This is a genomic window from Microbacterium sp. AC132, assembly GCF_979258525.1.
Genome location: NZ_OZ409862.1, coordinates 1,416,734 through 1,436,237, shown reverse-complemented (window position 1 = coordinate 1,436,237; position 19,504 = coordinate 1,416,734). Strand labels below are relative to the sequence as shown.

Genomic DNA, 19,504 nt, shown 5'->3' with positions numbered 1-19,504 from the left:
AACGCACGGATGCCGTCAGACGCGACGCAACGAAGGCGGCGTCGCAACTATCACCGGACATCGCCATCACCGCCTCTCGCGCTCTGAACGGGTCATGTGACCCGGTGTGCCAGCATACTCCTGCCTGCTGGGGGTCGATCCACCGGTCCGGCTGCGTCCGCTCGTGGTTCCGGTCGCAACACAGCGGGGCGAACGGCCGGCGATCAGGATGCGGTCAGGCGGCGTCGATCCCGACGAGTTCGGCGCTCTTCTGCCACAGGGCCTCGGCCAGTGCGGCATCCTCGATCATCGGGTTCACCCGCCGGGTCAGAACGCGCTCGTCGTAATACTCGCCCGAGATCCAGGTGTCATCCGGGGTGCCTTCGACGAACCAGCTGAGCGTGCTGCCGCCCTTCTCGCTGCTGATGAGCAGCAGTCGCTTGAGTGGGGTGCGGTAGACGAACCGCATGAGCGTGTTCGAGTCCGAGGCGAAGTTGGTCTGCACGGTGCCGGGGTGGAAGGCGACCGAGCTGAGTCCCTCGCCGTGGAACTTCGTGTGCAGGCTCTTCGTGAACAGCACGTTCGCGAGCTTCGCATCGCCGTAGGCGCGGTTCGCGCTGAAGTCCTTGCGGTTGTCGAGGTCGTCGATGTCGAGCTTGGCGAACAGCCGGTGCGCGACGCTCGAGGTGTTGATGATCGCCGCGCGACCGGTGCGCAGCTGCGGCAGCAGCAGGTTCGTCAGCAGGAACGGCGCCAGGTGATTGACCTGCAGCGTCTTCTCGAAGCCGTCGACCGTCGGGGTCTGATCGCCGAAGATGCCGCCGGCGTTGTTCGCGAGCACGTCGATGCCGCCGTCGCCCACGGCATCCGCGATCTTCGTCGCGAGTTCGCGCACGTCGTCGAGTCGCGCGAAGTCGGCGGTGAACCACTCGGCCCCGGTGTCCGCGGCGACAGCGCGTGTCTTCTCGACCGATCGTCCGACGACGATGAGTCGGTGGCCGGATGCCGCGAGCTGGCGTGCCGATGCCGCACCGATCCCGTCGGATGCGCCCGTGAGGACCACCGTCTTCGGGGTCACGACGTCGGCTCCGCTGCGCCGCGGCTGCGCCCGACGTACACGGTGTTGGACGACGTCCCCCCGGTGACCGCGTTCGCGAAGTCGACCACGTGGGCGACGGCGTCGTCGAACACGGCACGCATCTCGTCCATGAAGGCATCGTCGGGCGGATCATCCGACCACAGTGCGAAGACGCCACCGGAGGCGAGGTGCCGGTCGAGTGCGCGCAGGCCGGCCGCGGTATAGAGGTCGGCGTGCGTGGGGTCGAGCTGGTGGCGCGGCGAGTGGTCGACATCGAGCAGGATCGCAGAGTAGCCGCGGTGGCCCTCCGGGGGCGCTGCGCGGACCACGGCGAAGAAGTCGTCCTCGACCAGGCTCGTGCGCGGGTCGTCGACGAGTTCCGCCGACACGGGCAGCAGCTTCCGTCGGTGCCATCCGATCACCGCGCCGAGCCGGTCTACCACGGTGAGCGACGCCACCCGGTCGTCGCGCAGCGCCGCGACCGCCGTGTATCCGAGACCCAGGCCGCCGACCAGCACGGAGAGGTCATCGCCGGCGACAGCGGCCAGGCCGAGATTCGAGAGCTCCTCCTCCGCCACCGTGAACAGGCTCGACATCAGGTATTCGTCACCGAGCTTGACCTCGTAGATCTCCTGGCCGACAGCGGGTTCGGTGCGGCGACGCAGCGTCAGCTCGCCGATCGGGGTCTCCTGCCAGTCGAGCTCTTCGAATCTCGTGATCATCGGGGATTCTCGCCGTCGTCGTTCGTGTTCGCGCGCAGGGGTGCAGACGCGTCAGTCCGGGCCGGGGAGTCGGGAGCTGTCGACGACGGCAGCCGGATCTTCTCGGGCTCCGGATCCGAGACGGCCCCGGCGCGGGCGGGTGTCGTCGATGCCGCGGTGCTCGCGCTCTCGGCCGGGGTCGACGGATGTGCGGGGAGCTCGCGCGCGACCTGCTTCTCGAGCACCTGCACGGCCTCGTCGCTCAGCAGGATCAGGCCCTCGAGCTCGTCGCGCACTCGTCGGTAGGCGACGTTGCGCTCGGCCTGGGTGGCTGACTCGTCGACGGCGACCTTGAGCAGCTGCTGCGCGCGGTCGAGGCGCTTGCGCTCGGGTTCGGTGAAGGTCGAGTCGCGCAGCCGCCGGGCATCCTTCTCGGCGATCTCGAATGCGACGGCGTACGCGCCGACGGCGTCGAGGTACTCCGACACCTGCTGCTCCGTCACGGCTGCGTCAGCGGAGAGCGGGCGCAGCGCATCCGCCGTCCTCTTGGCCCGAAGGAACGCCGCGACCAGAGGCTGGCGTCCGTCGCTCATGGCGGGGAAGGCGATGAGCTTCGCGACGTCGAGCTCGTAGTCGAGCCACCGCGCGGTGATCTCGTCGTGCTCGGAGAAGAGCCGCTCGAGCAGGGTGTTCGGTGCGACGGAAGCACGAGTGTCGACGAACGCCGGTCCCGCCTGCCTCGCCCTTCCGGTGCGGGCTTCGAGCTGAGCCGTCTTGATCTCGGCCTTCAGTCGCAGGGTCTCGATGCGACGTTCGTGGCGACGCTTCGAGTTGCGCTCCCACGCCTTCGCGGCGCCGCCGGCCATGCCCATGATGGGGAAGACGAGCCACCAGTAGTGCCCCGCGAAGTTCCAGAAGCCCTGGATGAACTCGTCCATGATGCCCTCAGCCTACTTCTCAGGCTGTGTGGCGGTGTGGGTATCGGCGGCGAACATCTCTTCCCAAATTCTTGGTCATTGCTATAGTCAATGCAATTGACTTGCGCAGTGAGTTCCGAGAGTTGGACGAAGATGACCCATTCCCGCACGCCGACATCCGTCGCGGTGGACTGCGACGGCATCCGGATCGCCGCCGACATCCGCGGCACCGGCCCGGCCGTCCTGCTGCTGCACGGGTACCCCGAGACGAAGGCGATGTGGGATGCCGTCGCCGGCGCGCTCGCCGACGATCACACGGTCGTCGCGGCTGACCTGCGCGGCTATGGGGAATCGGCCAAGCCGCGCGGTGCCTCGTACGCCAAGCGCGACATGGCCCACGACCAGCTCATCCTCATGCGCGAGCTCGGTCACGAGCAGTTCGTCGTGATCGGGCACGACAGGGGAGCGCGCGTCGGACACCGACTGGCCCTCGATCATCCGCATGCCGTCACCTCCTTGGCCGTGCTCGACATCGTCCCCACGCTGCACATGTTCGAGAACGTCGACCGAGAGATGGCGACGGCATACTTCCACTGGTTCTTCCTCGCCCGCTCGGACGGTCTGCCTGAGGCCCTGATCGGCGCGGAGCGCGAGACCTGGCTGCGCAGCCGCTTCACCGGCCGGCGGCATGACGGCGATGCGCTGCCCGAGGCGTTCGACGAGTACCTGCGCTGCTTCGACCTCGACACCGTCTTCGCGAGCGGAGCCGACTATCGCGCCGCCGCCACGGTCGACCTCGACCACGACCGTGCCGATCGGGCGGACGGGCGACGCATCACGTGCCCGGTGCTCGCGCTCTGGGGTGCGCACAGCTATGTCGGCCGCAACTTCGACGTGGTCGAGGCGTGGTCGCACTATGCCGAACAGGTCAGGGGGAGTCGATCGAGGCCGACCACTACCTCGCCGAAGAAGCGCCGACGGCCACGACGGCGGCGCTTCGACGCTTCCTCGCCGGCGTGGAGATGGCCTCGTGACCTCCCGCGACCGCGAGGCCGAGCGTCTCGCCGAGCTCGTCATGATCGAGACTCCGACGGGGGATGCCGACGGCCTCGCCGCCGCTCAGGACCTCGTGCGCTCGTGGCTCGACCCGGTGCTGGGCGAGACGGGAGTGATCGAGACGGTCGACGGCATCCCGCATCTGCTGTGGCCCGGTGGCGAGACGCCCTCGGTGCTGCTGATCGGACACCTCGACACGGTGTTCCCGGCGGGCACGATCGACGAGCGTCCGTTCCGCCTCGACGGCGACCGCGCCACGGGACCCGGCGTCTTCGACATGAAGGCGGGCATCGTGATCATGGCGGCGGCGCTCGAGAAGGTCGCGCGCCGCGGCGAGATCGCCGTGCTGCTCACGAGCGACGAGGAGGTCGGCTCGACCACCTCGCGTGCGCTGATCGAACGCGAGGCCGCGCGGGCCGGCACGGTGCTGGTGCTCGAGCCCAGCCTCGACGGCGCGCTGAAGATCGCTCGCCGGGGCGGCAGCATCTACCGGCTGGCGATCACCGGACGCGCGGCGCACGCCGGACTCGAACCGTGGAAGGGCCGCAGCGCCCTCGTCGAGCTCGCCCACCAGGTGCTCGCGCTGCCCCTGCTGGCCGACGATGACCGGGGAACCACCGTGAGTCCGACCGTCGCGCAGGCGGGAACCGTCACGAACGTCATCCCCGAGCACGCCGAACTGCGCGTCGATGTGCGCGCGTGGACCCTCGATGAGCTCGAACGCGTCGACGAGCGGATGCAGTCGCTCGGCGCCCACACCGAGGACGTCGGCGTCGAGGTGTTCGGCGGCATCAATCGTCCGCCGATGGAGGAGAGCGTGTCGGCGGAACTGCTCGCCTGCGCTCGCCGCGTCGCGGATGCCCTCGGCCACCCCGAGGTCGAGGCGGTCTCGGCCGGGGGTGCGTCGGACGGCAACTTCACCGCGGCCGTCGGCGCCCGCACCCTCGACGGACTCGGTCCCCGGGGCGGCGGGGCGCACGCCGACCACGAATGGGTGTCGATCTCGTCGATGCTCGAACGGGTCGATCTGCTGGCCGGCATGCTCGACGACCTGGTCGGTGCGCGCGAGGGCTGAGGCAGCATCCGTTCTGGGTCACGTCGCCGCTTCGGGAGGAGAACTGCGCTTCGGGAGGAGGGTTCCGCCCGTATGCTCCTCCGGAGGGCGAGTCCCCCTCCCGGGCGGCGGCTTCCGCATCCGCACCGGTCACCCGCGCGTTCAGAAGGAGATCTCCCGATCTGAAGGTCAGATCAGAGCAAGGAGCTCCTTCGTTGCGTGAGATCTCCTTCGCATCGCGCGAGCCCACGACTCGCCACGCGCGAACCCACTCCTTGCACCGCGGGACCGCCGCGAGAACGGCGCTGAGTCAGGCTCCTGGTGCGTGCCGCTCGATGCTCTCGAGCAGCAGGTCGAGCGCGGTCTCCCAGGCGCGAGGATCCCGGATGCCGGGCAGAGCGTCGCCGGCCCAGACGATCTCGGGGTACTCGGCGGGGTCGAGCCGGCGGTAGTCCATCTGCCAGGTCAGTTCATCGGCATCCTGCACGTCGGCCGGCAGTGCGGTGAGGGCGGCCTGGATGCTGGATGCCGAGCGGATGAGCTGGCCGAGCGCCCGCGCGTAGAGGGCGGACTGCTCGCGGTCGTAGCCGCCGCGGCGCAGAGCGCCGATCGAGAACTCCATCGACGCGAAGTCGGTCGGGCGGCGCAGCGCCATCTGCAGAGCGAACTCGGGATAGCGCATGTAGTGGTCGTGGATCAGGTGCGCCTGGGTGCGGAGGTCGGCGAGCCAGTCGTCGGTCGCCACCATGCCTCCGCTGTACGAGCGGGCACGCAGGGTGTCGATCAACGCGAGGAGCAGTTCGTCCTTGTCGCGGAAGTGCCGATAGATCGACGTCGGGTGCGCGCCGAGCTCCTCGCCGATCGACTGGAAGGTGAGTCGGTCGAGGCCTTCGCGCTCGACCACGCGATCGGCGGCGGCGACGATGATCTCCCGGCTCAGCGAGTCCCGCGCTCGCCGCGGCCGGGCGGCTGTCTTCGCTGGGGCCTTCGCCTTCGCTGAATCAGCGGCCTTCCGTGTCGTCGCCATCGAGAACTCCGTTCGCAGTCCGCGGCCCTGTCGACCGCGCAGACATCACGGTACCGCACCGCTGTCAGCCAGTCTGTCAGTGGCATCGACAATGCGACAACCCTGGCGGCGCCCGATAGCCACTGTTATAGTCAACGCCATTGGCAACGTGGTCAGAAGGAGTCAGGATGCTCGAGGTCCCCGCAATTCCGTCCGATGAGGTGCTCGACGCACGATTCGCCGTGCCCTACCTCCTCACGGCGCGGCCGGTGCCCGGCGACACAGACCTGGCGCTGCTCGTCGAGAACCACCCCGACGGTGCGCGCGGCCGTGTCTGGCGGGCGCCGTCGGCACCCGGCGACCTGCTGCCCTTCCCCGTGAGCGTCGGAGCGATCCTCACCGCCGACGGCCAGTGGGTGATCGACCTCGACGACGATGGGGGGTCTGAGGTCGGCGGTCTCGTCGCCTTCGCCGTCGACGGCTCCGAGCGCGTCGTCCTCACGCCCGGCCGTGCGCCCTACGTGATCAGAGGGCTCGAGTCGTCGTACGACGGCTCGCACCTCGTCGTGACGGTGGTCGACGAAGACGGATTCCACGTGCTCGTGATCCCCGCAGCACCCTGGGGCGAACCACGGGTCGTCTACTCGAACCCGATCGAGGCCTGGTACGGGCAGATCTCGCCGGACGGATCGCTCGTCTCGGTCGATACGACGGCGCACAACCCCGGCATCCGGCGCCCGATGCTCACGGTCGTCGACGGCGCGACCGGCGAGACGGTGGCGACGCTCGACGACCTCCCGGCGGGCCCCGTGCGCGGAGTGCGCTTCGCCGCGGATGCGGGTGATGACCGACTGCTGCTGAACACCGAGCGCAGCGGCTTCTCGCGACCGGCGATCTGGAACGTCCGCACGGGCGAGCGCCAGGACTTCGACCTCCCTGAACTCGCGGGCGAGGTCATCCCGGTCGACTGGCACTCGCCGACCGGCAGGATCCTCGCGGTGCACGTCGAGAACGGCATTCATCGCCTGATCGAGATCCAGGAGAGCGACGGGCTGGCGAGGACGGTCCTCGAGGGAGGCAGCTTCGCCGACCCCGACGTCGCCGACCTGCATCCGTTCCAGTGGGCGTCGTACTACGCACCCGACGGCGCGATCCGGGCCGTCCGGTCGTCATGGGACGTGCCACTGCACATCGACGAGGTCTCCGCCGACGGCGGCACCGCGCCTCTGATCGAACCCGCGCCCGCTCCGGCGGGGCATCCGCTCGCCTCGGCGATGGTCGAGAGCGCAGACGGCACCCGCGTGCAGCTCTGGTGGGCGCGACCCGAGGGTGCCGAGCCGCGCGGCACGGTGCTCGAGATCCACGGCGGACCGATGCTCGTGACGATCGATTCGTACAACCCGTCTGCGCAGGCGTGGCTCGATGCCGGCTTCGCGTACGCCTCGCTCAACTACCGCGGTTCCGTCACCTTCGGTCGGGCGTTCCGCGAGGGATTCTGGGGAGCCGGAGGCGACCGCGAGATCGAGGATGTCGCGGCGGCGATCGCATGGTTGCGCGAGCAGGGGCTCGCCGACCCGGTCTCGACCTTCATCACCGGCGCCTCGTACGGCGGTCACATGACGCTCCTGAGCGTCGGTCGCCTGCCCGACCTCTTCGCCGGCGGGCTCGCGCACGTCGCTGTCGCCGACTGGACGGCCGCGATCGCGGCGATGAATCCGGCGGTGCGATCGGTGTGGAGCTCATGGGTGCCGCCCGAGATGGTCGAGCGCTTCTCGGCGATCTCCTACCTCGATGACGTGACGGCATCCGTCTGGATCAACCAGGGATCCATCGACACCCGAACGCCCATCATCGGGGTGCAGCGCTATGTCGACGAGCTGGGCGCGCAGGGCGGCGACGTCGTGCTCGACATCTTCGAGGGCGGGCACGAGCCGACCGGTCTCGAAGCGGCCGCGGTCGACCAGCGGCGCATGCACCAGCTCGCTCTGCGGACGCTCTCGGGAGAGCGCTGGGATCACTGATCTCACCTCTAGTCACGAACATTGACTAAAAGGCTTGCTATCTGTTCTGGGCAGTCCTAGAGTCAGACCACCACAGCACGACAGCACGCCCGAAGTGTCCCTCAGTAGCCCGATCACAGGAGATCCGACCATGTCGAAATCGCCCCTTCGCTCTGTTGCACCCGCCTCCCGTCGCGGCTTCGTCGCCGCTCTCGCCGTCGCCGCGCTCATCGGCTCGCTCACCGCCTGCTCGTCGTCGGGCACCACGCCGGAGCCCAGCGAGGTCGCGGTCGTCGACGGCGGCGAGATCGTGATCGGCGCCGAGCAGGAGCCCGACTGCGCCGACTGGATCGCCACCTGCGGCGGGTCGATCTGGGGCACGTACATCATGCAGATCCCGACGCTGCCCGGTGTCTTCCAGACGCGGCAGGTCGACGACGAATGGGTGCCGGTGCCGTCTGACCTGGTGACCGCCGAGCCCGAGGTCGAGGTCGCGGACGACGGCACCCAGACGATCACCTACTCGATCAACCCCGACGCGGTCTGGTCGGACGGGGAGCCGATCACCTCGGCCGACTTCGAGTACACGGCGCTGCAGATCCGCGACGGCGACGACATCTTCGACAAGACCGGCTACGACCGCATCGCCTCGGTCGACGCGACCGACCCGTCCACCGCGGTCGTCACCCTCAGCTCGCCCTACGCCGGATGGCGCACCCTCTTCAGCGTCTACGGCATCATGCCCGCGCACCTGCTCGAGGGCCAGGACCGCAACGCGCTCATGGCCGACGGCTACGACTTCAGCGGGGGTCCGTGGAAGATCGACGAATGGACGCGCGGCACCTCCGTGACGCTCGTCCCGAACGAGAACTACTGGGGTGAGAAGCCGCACCTCGACAAGGTGACCTTCCTCTTCCTCCCCGACACGACCGCCGCGTTCCAGGCGCTCAAGAGCGGCCAGGTCAGTGCGCTCTACCCTTCGCCGCAGCTCGATGCGCTGAACCAGATCGATGCAGGGCTGCCCGGCATCCAGTCGCAGGTCGATGCCCGCAGCGGCAACCTCGAGGCGATCTGGCTCAACAACTCGGCCGCTCCCTTCGACTCGGTCGCCGTGCGCCAGGCACTCGCCTACTCGATCGACCGCGATGCCATCGTGAAGCGCCTGTTCGGCAGCCTCGGCATCGACGAGGCCCAGCAGAGCTTCAACTCGCCGATGGTCGCACCGTTCGCGGCCGACGACTTCTCGCAGTACTCACTCGACCTCGACAAGGTCGACGAGCTGATGGAGGGCGACGGCTGGGCGAAGGACTCCGACGGCGTCTGGGCGAAGGACGGTGAGACGGCGACGTTCGCGATCAAGACCCTCGCCGGCAACAAGCGCCGCGACCTCACGGTGCAGGTGCTGCAGTCGCAGCTCGCGGATGCCGGATTCGAGATGACCATCGACCAGGTGACGCCCGCGGACCTGTTCGGCACGATCGCCCCGCAGGGCGACTTCCAGGCCGGTATCTGGGCTCTGGTCGACACGTTCCCGGATCCCACTCTCAGCTCGACGTTCTCATCGGTCAACATCCCGAGCGAGGCGAACGGCTTCTCCGGCATCAACTTCTACCGCACCGACATCCCGGGCCTCAACGACCTGCTCGCGCAGGTCGACAGCGAGGTCGACCCGGATGCGCGCATCGCCGCCTCCCACGAGGCCGACGCGCTGATCGCCGAGAACGTGCCGTCACTGCCGCTGGACGCCGTGCCCAACGTGCTCCTGTGGAGCGACACGGTCGGCGGCCCGCTGCAGATCAACCCGGTCGAGGGCCCGTTCTGGAACCTGGCCGAGTGGGGCCTGGCCGGCTGAGCCGGCTCGGACAGGCAGAGCAGGACAGGAACGAGGCGACGTGATCACCTTCATCGCACGACGGGTGCTGTACTCGATCCCGGTGATCATCGTCGCCTCGTTCATCCTGTTCTGGGCGGTGCGCTCGACGTTCGATCCGCTCGCCAAGCTGCGCCAGGCGCATGACCCGGCCGTGATCGCCCGCGAGGTGGAGAGGCTCGGTCTCGATCGGTCGATCCCCGAGCAGTATCTCCTGTGGCTGCGGTCGCTGATCGTCGGAGACTGGGGCCTCAGCACCCGCACGGGAACCCCGGTCCTGCCGCTGATCGGCGATGCGCTGTGGCCGACAGTGCAGCTCGCCTTCTGGGGGCTGATCATCGCGGTGCTGATCGCCGGCGGCATCAGCGTCTACTCGGCCGTCCGCCAGTACTCGCTCGGTGACAACCTGCTCACCGGCGCCTCGTACATCGGCATCGCGATGCCGGCGTTCTGGTTCGGACTCATCCTCATCCAGACGTTCGCGGTATGGCCCAAGGAGGCGTTCGGGCTCAGCGAGCCGCCGCTCTTCTTCATCGGGCTGCACTCGCCGGGCGAGACCGGCGTGATCGATTACATCCGGCACCTGATCCTGCCCGTCGCCGCCCTCATGATCGCGCTCGTCGCATCGTGGAGCCGCTTCGGGCGGGCGGCGATGCTCGACGCCCTGTCGAGTGACTACGTGCGCACGGCCAGAGCCAAAGGGGTGCCGCGTCGTCAGGTGATCTGGCGGCACGCGGTGCGGAACTCGATGGCGCCGTTCGTCACCGTCGTCGCCCTCGACGCCGCGATCCTCATCGGAGGTCTCGTCGTCACCGAGCAGATCTTCGCGATCCCGGGCATGGGGCGGCTGTTCCTGCAGTCGCTCGTCGCCGGCGACGTCTACGTGCTGCTGCCCTGGATGGTCGTGGTCGCCGTCGCGGTCGTCGTCTGCAACCTGATCGCCGACATCGCCTATGCGGTGCTCGACCCGAGAGTGAGGCTGTCATGAGCGGTGCAGGCATCGCCGGACGCGAGGAGATCCTCGCCGAGCAGGATCCGCAGAAGGCGCCCACCCGCCAGCTGCTCAGAGGGTTCCTGCATCACCGACTTGCGGTGACGAGTCTCATCGTGCTGGCCATCCTGCTGATCGCGTGCTTCGGCGCCGGCTGGCTCGCCCCGTACCCGCAAGGGCAGCAGGATCTGCTGCTCGGCCCGACACCCCCGTCGGGCGAGCACTGGCTCGGCACCGATGAGCTGGGCCGCGACTACCTCAGCGAGATCCTCTTCGCGGGGCAGATCTCGCTCGCGATCGGCCTCGCCGTCGCTCTGCTGGCGACGGTCGTGGGCACCGCCCTCGGGGCGATCGCCGGGTACGTCGGCGGCTGGGTCGGCGAGCTCATCATGCGCATCACCGACCTGTTCCTCATCGTCCCCGCCATCGCGCTGCTCGCGGTGATCCTGCAGGGGCTCGGGCCCTCGCCGACGACGATCGTCCTGGCGCTCACGGCACTCGGGTGGACGTACATCGCCCGCGTCGTGCGCGCCCAGGTGCTGTCGCTGCGGGAGAAGGACTTCATCGACGCGGCGCGCGGCATCGGAGCATCCGGATTCCGCATCGTCGTCTCGCACCTCCTGCCGAACCTCGCGGGCGTGATCGTCGTGGCGATGAGCCTCGCCGTCGCGTCGTCGATCATCGCCGAGTCGACCCTGAGCTTCCTCGGGTTCGGTGTGCAGCCGCCGCAGACCAGCTGGGGCTCGATGCTCAGTCAGGCCGCGGGATATGTGGGCACACCACAGGTGTACCTGCTGTACTTCCCCGGCCTGTTCATCCTCGTCACGGTGCTGTGCGTCAACTTCATCGGCGACGGACTCCGTGACGCCCTCGACCCGCAGGGGAAGAATCTATGAGCACCGCAGAGATCCTCCTCGAGGTCGACGACGTCGCGATCAGCTTCCCGACGGATGCCGGCCTCGCTCGAGCCGTCGAAGGCGTCTCGTTCGTGCTGCACACCGGAGAGACGGTCGGCATCGTCGGCGAGTCCGGATCGGGCAAATCGATGACGGCGATGGCCATCATGGGGCTGCTGCCGAAGAAGGCCGTCGTCACCGGGTCGATCAAGCTCCGCGGGCGTGAGCTCGTCGGACTCTCGGATGCCGAGCTGCGTGAGATCCGCGGCAAGGACATCGCGATCGTGTTCCAGGATGCTCTCACCGCGCTGAATCCGGTCATGCGGGTGGGCGAGCAGCTGATCGAGGCGGTGCGGGTGCATCGGCCCGAGTCGACGGCGGCCGAGCGCAGGGCGCGGGCCGTCGAGCTGCTCGATGTCGTCGGCATCCCCTCGCCCGAGCTGCGGGTCGACCGTTTTCCGCACGAGTTCTCGGGCGGCATGCGGCAGCGGGTGATGATCGCGATGAGCATCGCGAACGAGCCCGACCTGCTGATCGCCGACGAGCCGACCACCGCCCTCGACGTCACGGTGCAGGCGCAGGTGCTCGAGGTGCTGCGCGAGGTGCAGCGGCGCACGGGCACGACCGTGCTGCTCATCACCCACGACCTCGGCGTCGTCGCCAGCACCGCCGATCGGGTGCTGGTGATGTACGCGGGCGGGCTGGTCGAGACGGCCGACGTCGACCCGCTGTTCTACGAGACCGCGCATCCGTACACGGCGGGGCTGCTCGCCTCGCTGCCTCGGCTCGACCGCCGTTCGTCTCGGGACGAGCGGCTCTATCAGATCGCCGGGCAACCGCCGGTGGCGACAGCCTGGCCCGGCGGATGCCGCTTCGCACCGCGCTGCGCCCATGCGGTCGAGGGGCTCTGCGATGCCGTGGTGCCACCGCCGATCGAGGTGGGCGCCGGGCATACTGCCGCATGCGTGCGGGTCGACGAATGGCAGAAGGAGGTCGTGTCATGAGTGATCGCGTCGTGAGCGAGGTCGTTCGAGGAGGCACCGGTCTGACCGTCGAGAGGCTCGTGAAAGAGTACAAGGTCGGCGGAGGGCTGTTCGGGCGCACGCGCGACGTCGTGCAGGCCGTGTCGGATGTGAGCCTCTCGATCGATGCCGGCCAGACGTTCGGCCTCGTGGGCGAATCCGGGTGCGGCAAGTCGTCGCTCGGGCGCAGCGTCGCCCGATTGCAGTCGAGTGACGGCGGCACGATCCGGCTCGGCGGCGACGACATCACCGGCCTCGAGGGCGGGCGGCTGCGGGCGCTGCGGCGTCGGGTGCAGTTCGTGTTCCAGGACCCCTACGCATCGCTCAACCCGCGCAAGTCCGTGCGCGCCACGATCACCGAACCACTCGTGATCCACGGGCTGCACCGTGGACGGCACGAGCAGCGGGTCGAGGAGCTGCTGGCGCAGGTGGGGCTCAACCCGGCCCACGCCGATAGCTTTCCGCACGAGTTCTCGGGCGGTCAGCGCCAGCGGCTCGGCATCGCGCGCGCTCTCGCGGTGGAGCCCGAGGTCATCGTGCTCGACGAGCCGGTCAGCGCCCTCGATGTGAGCGTGCAGGCCGGAGTGCTCAACCTGCTCGACGATCTGCAGCGCGACCTCGGTCTCACCTACCTCTTCATCGCGCACGACCTGTCGGTGGTGCGACACCTGAGCGACCGCGTCGGGGTCATGTACCTCGGCAAGCTCGTCGAAGAGGGACCGGTCGATGAGCTCTACGAGCGGCCGCTGCATCCGTACACCCAGGCGCTGCTGTCGGCGATCCCCGTGCCCGACCCCCGAGCCGAGCGGGCGCGGGAGCGCATCGTGCTGACGGGTGACGTGCCGAGTCCGGTCTCGCCGCCGTCCGGATGCCGCTTCCGCACCCGCTGCTGGAAGGCCACCGAAGTCTGCGCCGAGGTCGTGCCCCTGCTCGTCGACCACGGCGACACCCACGGCGTGGCCTGCCACCACCCCGCCGAGCGGGACGTGCTCTGAGGTTCGCTCCTCCGTCCCCTCTGTCCGTACCCGGAAGGAATCCCATGACCACCACGCACCGCATCGCCGTGATCGCCGGCGACGGCATCGGCACCGAGGTGATGCCCGAGGGGCTGCGGGTGCTGCGTGCCGCGGCATCCCGCTTCGACATCGCGCTCGAGTTCGAGGAGTTCGACTTCGCTAGCGCCGCCTACTGGCAGAAGCACGGGCGGATGCTGCCGGAGGACTGGTTCGAGACGCTCAGCGGGTTCGACGCGATCTATTTCGGCGCCGTCGGCTGGCCCGATGTCGTGCCCGATCACGTGAGCCTCTGGGGCAGCCTCATCCAGTTCCGGCGTGCGTTCGACCAGTACGTGAACCTGCGACCGTGCCGTCTCATGCCCGGCGTCGTCTCTCCGCTCGCCGGCCGCGAGCCCGGTGACATCGACTTCTACGTGGTGCGCGAGAACACCGAGGGCGAGTACTCGTCTATCGGCGGGCGCATGTTCGAGGGCACCGAGCGGGAGTTCGTGCTGCAGGAGACGGTGATGACTCGCACGGGTGTCGACCGGGTGCTGCGGTATGCGTTCGACCTGGCGCAGAAGCGCGGCGGCCATCTCACGTCCGCGACGAAGAGCAACGGCATCTCGATCTCGATGCCCTACTGGGACGAACGGGTCGCCGCGGTCGCCGCGGACTACCCCGATGTGCGGCGTGACCAGTTCCACATCGACATCCTCACCGCGAACTTCGTGCTGCATCCCGACTGGTTCGACGTCGTGGTGGCGAGCAACCTGTTCGGCGACATCCTCTCGGACCTCGGACCGGCATGCACCGGCACGATCGGCATCGCACCGAGCGCCAACATCAACCCGGAGGGGCTGTTCCCCAGCCTCTTCGAGCCCGTGCACGGCTCGGCGCCCGACATCGCCGGGCGGGGAATCGCGAACCCGATCGGCCAGATCTGGTGCGGTGCGATGATGCTCGAGCACCTCGGGTATCCGGATGCCGGGGCCGCCGTGCTCGGCGCGATCGAAGACGTGCTCAGCAGGGGAGCGGATGCTGCGCCCTTCACCCCCGACCTCGGAGGCACCGCCACGACGGTCGAGCTCGGTCGGGCGATCGCCGAGGTCGTCGGCGGTTAAGGGTCTGCGGCGTCCAGCTCTGCGGGGCGCCGATCAGAGGCCGAGCTTCTCCGCGCAGGCGACGCAGTGCGTGGCGAACGGGCGCACCTCGAGTCGCGCCTCGGGAATCGGCCTGCCGCAGTGCGCGCAGACGCCGTAGGTGCCGGCATCCAGTCGTGCGATCGCGTCGTCGACCTGCTGGAGTTCGGATGCCGCCGCATCGGCGAGCCCGGTCAGCCGTGACCACTCGGACGAGAGTGTGACGCCCTCGGGGTCGTGCTCGTCGTCGTCGTTCGAGCCTTCGCGATCGTGCATCAGCTCGGCGAGGGTCGCCGCCGTCGATGCGACCCGCGCCGTCGCCTCGGCGCGCAGCATCTCGAGGCGTGAGCGGGCATCCGACGTCATCCGCACACTCTAGGCGGCACCTCCGACACCAGCCGTTCATTCAGCGTTCCGTTTCGAGTACGGCGGTCTCGTAATTGCCTGTCACCTTCGCGAGTTGGAATACCCATGTTCTCGGAATTCGGGAACGCCTCCTCCCGAAAGGTCATCATGCGCCGCCTCACCCTGCCCGCCGTCGGCCTCCTCGGCGTCGCCGCCCTCGCCCTGACCGGCTGCCAGAGCCCGTCCGCCGAAGCGGCCCCCGCCGACCCGAACGCTCCTCTCACGATCGCGACGATCCCGGTCGGTGACGACCCCACAGCCGAGAACCCCGTCGAGGTCTTCGCCGAGCTGCTCGAAGACGCCACCGGCCGCGACGTCGAGATCACCGATGTTCCCGACTACCTCAGCGTCGTCGAGGCGATCCGCGCCGACCACGTCGACATCGGCATCATGAGCGGCTTCCCCTCGGCGCTCGCCGTGAACACGGGCGAGGTCGACGCGCTCGTCGCCTTCCAGGGCGACGGCAAGCCCGTCTCGACCTGTGTGGTGCTGAACGACTCGCCGATCCAGACCGTCGACGACCTCGAGGGCAAGACCGTCGCCTTCGCCGACCAGGCGTCGAGCTCGGGCTACTTCATGCCGGTGTACATGCTGCATGAGGCGGGCCTCGAGCAGGGCACCGACTACGAGGCGATCTTCGCCGGCGGACACGAAGGCAGCTTCGCCGCGCTCGAGCAGGGACAGGTGGATGCCGCCTGCACCGCCGTCATGCTGACCGAGCTCGGCGCGCCGATGTTCCCCTTCGCCGACGGGGAGTGGCGTGCGGTGGGTGAGAGCCCGGCGATGGACATCCAGGGTGCTGTGCTCGGACGTCAGTCGCTCGACGCCGAGACCCGCAAGGTCATCCAGGAGGGCATCGCCGAAGTCTTCTCGCCTGAGAACGCCGAGCGCCTCGGAGCGTACGGCGTCTTCGCCGCCGCCGAGCAGACCGTCGACCCCGACGGCTCGTCGTTCGCCTCGTTCGCCGAGATCGCCGCGGTCGCCGGTGTCGAGCTCAAGGACCTCAAGTGACGAGTCCCGCACCCGTCGTCGCTTCACTGGAGAACGCGCGCGGTGCGTCCGCCGATCGGCATGTCGCCGCCCGACGCGCCGAGACGGCATCCGATGGTCTGGGATCGCCGACGGCGGAAGAGCTCCGCACCCCGACCGCCGAGCTGCGCCAGGCCCTGCCGCTCGTCACGGTGCGCGACCTCAGCGTCGCGTATGACACCACCACCGTGCTCGATGGCGTCGATCTCGACCTGTTCCCGGGCGAGATGGTCGCGCTGCTGGGCGCCTCGGGGTCGGGCAAGTCCACCCTGATGCGCAGTCTCACGGGCTTCGCGCCGATCTCGGCAGGGTCGGCGCGGGTCGCCGGCCACGACGTCACCAATCTCGCGCGCGGCGAGCTGCGCACCCTGCGGTCGGATGTCGGACAGGTGTTCCAGCAGTTCAACCTCATCCCGCGCCTGAGCGTCATGACGAACGTGCTGGCCGGAGCCCTGCACGGCGCGGGCTCCATCAATCTGGTCGGCGGCTTCTCGAGCGCGCACCGTCGCCGCGCACTCGAGCTGCTCGATCGCGTCGGCATCGCGCACAAGGCCAGTGCGCCTGCTCGCTCGCTGTCGGGCGGACAGCAGCAGCGCGTCGCGATCGCCCGCGCTCTCATGCAGCAGCCGAAGGTGATCCTCGCCGACGAACCGGTCGCGTCGCTCGACCCGAAGCTCGCCGACTCCGTTCTCGGTCTGCTGCGCGAGATCGCCACCGAAGACGGCATCCCCGTGCTCGTCAGCCTGCACGTGCTGCCGCTGGCCCTCGCGCACAGCGACCGCATCATCGGCCTGCGGCACGGACGGATGCTGGTCGCCGGCGCCACTTCGCAGCTGGATGCCGCGGCCCTTGCGCCGCTCTACGACGACGAGGAGCACGACGATGACGCTCACCACTGACCCCCGCTCCACGGCAGGGTCAGCAGGCTCAGCCGCCCCCTCTGGCCCCTCCGCCGGCGCGACCGACCGCTCGATCTCGAGGCCGACCCTCGACCCTGCCGAGCGCTCGCGGCTCGAGCGGGCGTTCCGGGTGCCGCGCGCGAGGTTCCTGCTCGGGCTGCCGATCGCCGCCCTGCTGCTGATCTGGTCGTTCAACGGCGCCGAGTTCAACTTCATCAAGCTGGGCGACGGCGCTGTCAACATGGGCGAGTTCCTGTCACGCCTGTTCCCGCCGGACTTCTCGAAGATCGGCACGATCCTCGCGCTGCTGCTCGAGACCTTCCAGATGGCGGTGGTCGGCACCGTGCTCGGAGCCGTGCTCTCGCTGCTCGTCGCCTTCGGGGCATCGTCGAACATCGCGCCGAAGTGGGTCTACTACCCGACGCGCTGGGTGATGAACATCATCCGCTCGGTGCCCGACCTGGTGTTCGCGCTCATGTTCGTCTCGGCTGTCGGACTCGGTCCGTTCGCCGGCATCCTGGCCATGACCCTCGGGTCGATCGGGTCGATCGGCAAGATCTTCGCCGAGGCCATGGAGCAGGTCGACCGCGGACCCGTCGTCGCCATGGAGGCGGTCGGTGCCTCGAAGCGTCAGGTCATCCAGTACGGCATCCTGCCGCAGAGCGCACCGCTGCTCACGTCCTACACGCTGCTGCTGTTCGAGGGCAACGTGCGCGGCGCGACCATCCTCGGCCTCGTCGGCGCCGGTGGCATCGGCCTCGAGCTGACCACCGCCATGCGCATGTACGACTACGGCCACCTCAGCGCCATCATCATCTGCATCATCGTGCTCGTCACGGCGATCGACCAGGGCAGCGCCCTCATCCGAAGGAGAATCACATGACCATCGCCGACATCGACCTGGTGCTCAGCGCCCCCGTGAACCTGCGCGACCTCGGCGGCATCCCGATCGAGGGGGAGTACTGCGGGAGGGTCTCGCGATCCGCACGGATGACCTCGCCTACGTCACGACCGAGATCGCGTCGCAGCTCGTAGCCGCAGGGCTCACGGCGATCATCGACCTGCGCTCGCCGCTCGAGGTCTCGGTCACGGGGCGGGGTCCGCTCGCCGACTACCCGGTCGCGTACCACCACCTGCCGATGATCGCGGATGTCGGGGAGTCGATGAACCGCGACGCTCCCGAGTTCAGCCACGACGCCATGGGCCGGATGTACCTGCGCATGGTCGAGGTGGCGGCACCCCAGCTCGTCACCGCGCTGAACGTGATCGCCTACACACCGGGAACCGCGGCGTTCCACTGTGCGGCCGGACGCGACCGCACCGGAGTCGTGGCGGCGATGCTGCTGCTCGCCCTCGGCGCGGCTGATGATGACATCGTCGCCGACTACGCCCTCACCGGCGGCAACATGGTCGCGATCATGCAGCGCACTGCACCCGTGATGGGCGCGATGTGGAAGGCGCTCGGCTTCGACGCGGATGCCGCCGGTGCGACGTCGTCGCTGCTGGAGGGTTCGATGGAGGTGTCGATGCGCACCCTGCTCGACACCCTCCGCGCGCAGCACGACGATGCACTCGCTCCGCTGCGAGCGGCGGGACTGTCGGATGCGACTGTTGCGCGGCTCCGTGAGCGGGCGCTCGCCGCGTGACGACCGTGGAGCTGGAGGCTCGCGTCGCGAACCCGGGTGACGCTGTCGGTGCCGCTCCGGTCGCCGTCGGAACTGCGGGCTCGGAGTGTGCGGGCGCGAAGTCTGTGGGCTCGAAGTCTGCGGGCGCGTCGGATGCCGGGGCTGCGGTCCGCCGCCGCCCCGGCCGTCCGCGCGATGAGGACATGGACGGGCAGATCGTCGCCGCGACGCTCGAGATCATCGATGCGGGCGAGGACGTCACGGTCAGTCGCGTCGTCGCGCGGAGCGGAGTCAGTCGCGCTGCCCTGTATCGGCGGTGGCCGTCGCTCACGACGCTGATCGCGGCGGCGCTCGACGTCGGACGCACCATCCCGCCCGAATACCCGGACCATGTCGACCTGCGCGAGGCGCTGTTCGACGGGTTCGGGCTCGGTGACACCGGTGTGGCGCTGTCTGTCGCGGCATCCGGCTATGCGGAGGAACGATTCCGGCAGCGCATCCGACTCGTCATGTCGGATCGCGCACTGCAGAAGGCGTACTGGCAGTCGCACGTGTCGCGGCGACGAGTGCCGCTCCTGAACGCGTTGCGCGCGGGAATCTCCCGTGGCGAGCTGCGGGCCGACCTCGATGTCGAGGCGTGCTTCGATGCGATAGCCGGCACCGCGTACTACCAGATCGTCGTGCGCGGCGACCGGATGGACGACCCTGCGGTGGCCGCTCGCCTGCGGGCTGCGGTCGAGACGATCTGGCGCGGGATGGTGGCCTGACTCACGCGTCCCGGGGACCCGGGTATCCGGGTGAGGTGATGCAGACGGCGGGCTGGGTCACGAATGGCGGGA

20 protein-coding genes and 1 pseudogene are annotated in these 19,504 nt (G+C 69.0%); 16 read left to right on the top strand and 5 right to left on the bottom strand.

Annotated features, from left to right (window positions below; all coding sequences use genetic code 11):
* Positions 1 to 214 precede the first annotated feature (214 nt).
* The 3 genes from ACZZZQ_RS06700 to ACZZZQ_RS06690 are packed head-to-tail and all read right to left on the bottom strand — an operon-like array spanning position 215 to position 2,696.
* Complete coding sequence (locus ACZZZQ_RS06700; RefSeq protein WP_372984821.1) at positions 215 to 1,057, bottom strand: SDR family NAD(P)-dependent oxidoreductase; 843 nt, start codon at positions 1,055 to 1,057, stop codon at positions 215 to 217.
* Positions 1,054 to 1,779 (bottom strand): polyamine aminopropyltransferase, encoded by a 726-nt coding sequence (locus ACZZZQ_RS06695; protein WP_285363645.1) that lies wholly within the window; start codon positions 1,777 to 1,779, stop codon positions 1,054 to 1,056. The genes ACZZZQ_RS06700 and ACZZZQ_RS06695 overlap by 4 nt, the downstream gene beginning before the upstream one ends.
* Complete coding sequence (locus ACZZZQ_RS06690; protein ID WP_463507191.1) at positions 1,776 to 2,696, bottom strand: hypothetical protein; 921 nt, start codon at positions 2,694 to 2,696, stop codon at positions 1,776 to 1,778. The genes ACZZZQ_RS06695 and ACZZZQ_RS06690 overlap by 4 nt, the downstream gene beginning before the upstream one ends.
* A gap of 90 nt (positions 2,697 to 2,786) precedes the next feature.
* Here ACZZZQ_RS06690 and ACZZZQ_RS06685 point away from each other — a divergent pair.
* The 3 genes and pseudogenes from ACZZZQ_RS06685 to ACZZZQ_RS06675 form a co-directional block, all read left to right on the top strand.
* Positions 2,787 to 3,224 (top strand): annotated as a pseudogene (locus tag ACZZZQ_RS06685) (alpha/beta fold hydrolase); the annotation flags it as partial.
* Positions 3,225 to 3,580: 356 nt separating this feature from the next.
* Positions 3,581 to 3,709 carry a hypothetical protein gene (locus ACZZZQ_RS06680; RefSeq protein WP_463507190.1) on the top strand — a complete coding sequence of 43 codons (129 nt, stop codon included), beginning with the start codon at positions 3,581 to 3,583 and terminating at the stop codon, positions 3,707 to 3,709.
* Positions 3,706 to 4,806 carry a M20 family metallopeptidase gene (locus ACZZZQ_RS06675; RefSeq protein ID WP_463507189.1) on the top strand — a complete coding sequence of 367 codons (1,101 nt, stop codon included), beginning with the start codon at positions 3,706 to 3,708 and terminating at the stop codon, positions 4,804 to 4,806. The genes ACZZZQ_RS06680 and ACZZZQ_RS06675 overlap by 4 nt, the downstream gene beginning before the upstream one ends.
* Positions 4,807 to 5,095: 289 nt before the next feature.
* On the opposite strand, the gene ACZZZQ_RS06670 is transcribed toward ACZZZQ_RS06675, so the two are convergent.
* Positions 5,096 to 5,812 (bottom strand): TetR/AcrR family transcriptional regulator, encoded by a 717-nt coding sequence (locus tag ACZZZQ_RS06670; protein ID WP_187249070.1) that lies wholly within the window; start codon positions 5,810 to 5,812, stop codon positions 5,096 to 5,098.
* Between the two features lie 167 nt (positions 5,813 to 5,979).
* Between ACZZZQ_RS06670 and ACZZZQ_RS06665 the strand changes: the two genes are divergently transcribed.
* From ACZZZQ_RS06665 to ACZZZQ_RS06635, 7 genes are all read left to right on the top strand, one after another.
* The gene (locus tag ACZZZQ_RS06665; RefSeq protein ID WP_463507188.1) at positions 5,980 to 7,812 is read left to right on the top strand and encodes a S9 family peptidase; all 1,833 of its coding nucleotides are present in this window, start codon (positions 5,980 to 5,982) and stop codon (positions 7,810 to 7,812) included.
* A gap of 130 nt (positions 7,813 to 7,942) precedes the next feature.
* Positions 7,943 to 9,643, top strand: coding sequence for an ABC transporter substrate-binding protein (locus ACZZZQ_RS06660; RefSeq protein WP_187249068.1), 1,701 nt, complete (start codon positions 7,943 to 7,945; stop codon positions 9,641 to 9,643).
* Between the two features lie 40 nt (positions 9,644 to 9,683).
* A complete protein-coding gene (locus tag ACZZZQ_RS06655) occupies positions 9,684 to 10,649 on the top strand; it encodes an ABC transporter permease (RefSeq protein ID WP_187249067.1) in 966 nt (321 codons plus the stop codon).
* Positions 10,646 to 11,548: an ABC transporter permease gene (locus tag ACZZZQ_RS06650; RefSeq protein WP_463507187.1), complete on the top strand. Its 903-nt coding sequence runs from the start codon at positions 10,646 to 10,648 to the stop codon at positions 11,546 to 11,548. The genes ACZZZQ_RS06655 and ACZZZQ_RS06650 overlap by 4 nt, the downstream gene beginning before the upstream one ends.
* The gene (locus ACZZZQ_RS06645; protein ID WP_463507186.1) at positions 11,545 to 12,552 is read left to right on the top strand and encodes an ABC transporter ATP-binding protein; all 1,008 of its coding nucleotides are present in this window, start codon (positions 11,545 to 11,547) and stop codon (positions 12,550 to 12,552) included. Before ACZZZQ_RS06650 ends, ACZZZQ_RS06645 begins: the two co-directional genes overlap by 4 nt.
* Positions 12,549 to 13,565 (top strand): ABC transporter ATP-binding protein, encoded by a 1,017-nt coding sequence (locus ACZZZQ_RS06640; protein ID WP_463507185.1) that lies wholly within the window; start codon positions 12,549 to 12,551, stop codon positions 13,563 to 13,565. Before ACZZZQ_RS06645 ends, ACZZZQ_RS06640 begins: the two co-directional genes overlap by 4 nt.
* A gap of 44 nt (positions 13,566 to 13,609) precedes the next feature.
* The gene (locus ACZZZQ_RS06635) at positions 13,610 to 14,689 is read left to right on the top strand and encodes a tartrate dehydrogenase (protein ID WP_187249063.1); all 1,080 of its coding nucleotides are present in this window, start codon (positions 13,610 to 13,612) and stop codon (positions 14,687 to 14,689) included.
* Between the two features lie 33 nt (positions 14,690 to 14,722).
* Here ACZZZQ_RS06635 and ACZZZQ_RS06630 read toward each other — a convergent pair whose 3' ends face one another.
* Complete coding sequence (locus tag ACZZZQ_RS06630; protein ID WP_053098380.1) at positions 14,723 to 15,073, bottom strand: TraR/DksA family transcriptional regulator; 351 nt, start codon at positions 15,071 to 15,073, stop codon at positions 14,723 to 14,725.
* 105 nt (positions 15,074 to 15,178) lie between these two features.
* Between ACZZZQ_RS06630 and phnD the strand changes: the two genes are divergently transcribed.
* From phnD to ACZZZQ_RS06600, 6 genes are read left to right on the top strand one after another with little or no spacing between them, the layout of a single operon-like run.
* Positions 15,179 to 16,123, top strand: a complete 945-nt coding sequence (gene phnD / locus ACZZZQ_RS06625) for a phosphate/phosphite/phosphonate ABC transporter substrate-binding protein (RefSeq protein ID WP_463507184.1) — start codon at positions 15,179 to 15,181, stop codon at positions 16,121 to 16,123.
* On the top strand, positions 16,120 to 17,040 hold the full coding sequence (locus ACZZZQ_RS06620) for a phosphonate ABC transporter ATP-binding protein (RefSeq protein WP_463507183.1): 921 nt from the start codon (positions 16,120 to 16,122) through the stop codon (positions 17,038 to 17,040). Before phnD ends, ACZZZQ_RS06620 begins: the two co-directional genes overlap by 4 nt.
* Positions 17,024 to 17,923, top strand: coding sequence for a phosphonate ABC transporter, permease protein PhnE (gene phnE, locus ACZZZQ_RS06615; RefSeq protein ID WP_463507182.1), 900 nt, complete (start codon positions 17,024 to 17,026; stop codon positions 17,921 to 17,923). Before ACZZZQ_RS06620 ends, phnE begins: the two co-directional genes overlap by 17 nt.
* A complete protein-coding gene (locus ACZZZQ_RS06610) occupies positions 17,920 to 18,075 on the top strand; it encodes a hypothetical protein (RefSeq protein WP_463507181.1) in 156 nt (51 codons plus the stop codon). Before phnE ends, ACZZZQ_RS06610 begins: the two co-directional genes overlap by 4 nt.
* A complete protein-coding gene (locus ACZZZQ_RS06605) occupies positions 18,003 to 18,686 on the top strand; it encodes a tyrosine-protein phosphatase (protein ID WP_463508090.1) in 684 nt (227 codons plus the stop codon). The genes ACZZZQ_RS06610 and ACZZZQ_RS06605 overlap by 73 nt, the downstream gene beginning before the upstream one ends.
* Positions 18,683 to 19,432: a TetR/AcrR family transcriptional regulator gene (locus ACZZZQ_RS06600; protein WP_463507180.1), complete on the top strand. Its 750-nt coding sequence runs from the start codon at positions 18,683 to 18,685 to the stop codon at positions 19,430 to 19,432. The genes ACZZZQ_RS06605 and ACZZZQ_RS06600 overlap by 4 nt, the downstream gene beginning before the upstream one ends.
* The last annotated feature ends 72 nt before the right edge of the window (positions 19,433 to 19,504 follow it).

What these genes read in the sequence shown, in the direction of transcription:
- ACZZZQ_RS06645 (WP_463507186.1), top strand. Translation starts at nt 11,545, where the DNA reads ATGAGCACCGCAGAGATCCTCCTCGAGGTCGACGACGTCGCGATCAGC.
- ACZZZQ_RS06670 (WP_187249070.1), bottom strand. Translation starts at nt 5,812, where the DNA reads ATGGCGACGACACGGAAGGCCGCTGATTCAGCGAAGGCGAAGGCCCCA.
- ACZZZQ_RS06635 (WP_187249063.1), top strand. Translation starts at nt 13,610, where the DNA reads ATGACCACCACGCACCGCATCGCCGTGATCGCCGGCGACGGCATCGGC.
- phnD (WP_463507184.1), top strand. Translation starts at nt 15,179, where the DNA reads ATGTTCTCGGAATTCGGGAACGCCTCCTCCCGAAAGGTCATCATGCGC.
- ACZZZQ_RS06665 (WP_463507188.1), top strand. Translation starts at nt 5,980, where the DNA reads ATGCTCGAGGTCCCCGCAATTCCGTCCGATGAGGTGCTCGACGCACGA.
- ACZZZQ_RS06640 (WP_463507185.1), top strand. Translation starts at nt 12,549, where the DNA reads ATGAGTGATCGCGTCGTGAGCGAGGTCGTTCGAGGAGGCACCGGTCTG.
- ACZZZQ_RS06610 (WP_463507181.1), top strand. Translation starts at nt 17,920, where the DNA reads ATGACCATCGCCGACATCGACCTGGTGCTCAGCGCCCCCGTGAACCTG.
- ACZZZQ_RS06695 (WP_285363645.1), bottom strand. Translation starts at nt 1,779, where the DNA reads ATGATCACGAGATTCGAAGAGCTCGACTGGCAGGAGACCCCGATCGGC.
- ACZZZQ_RS06650 (WP_463507187.1), top strand. Translation starts at nt 10,646, where the DNA reads ATGAGCGGTGCAGGCATCGCCGGACGCGAGGAGATCCTCGCCGAGCAG.
- phnE (WP_463507182.1), top strand. Translation starts at nt 17,024, where the DNA reads ATGACGCTCACCACTGACCCCCGCTCCACGGCAGGGTCAGCAGGCTCA.
- ACZZZQ_RS06690 (WP_463507191.1), bottom strand. Translation starts at nt 2,696, where the DNA reads ATGGACGAGTTCATCCAGGGCTTCTGGAACTTCGCGGGGCACTACTGG.
- ACZZZQ_RS06630 (WP_053098380.1), bottom strand. Translation starts at nt 15,073, where the DNA reads ATGACGTCGGATGCCCGCTCACGCCTCGAGATGCTGCGCGCCGAGGCG.
- ACZZZQ_RS06660 (WP_187249068.1), top strand. Translation starts at nt 7,943, where the DNA reads ATGTCGAAATCGCCCCTTCGCTCTGTTGCACCCGCCTCCCGTCGCGGC.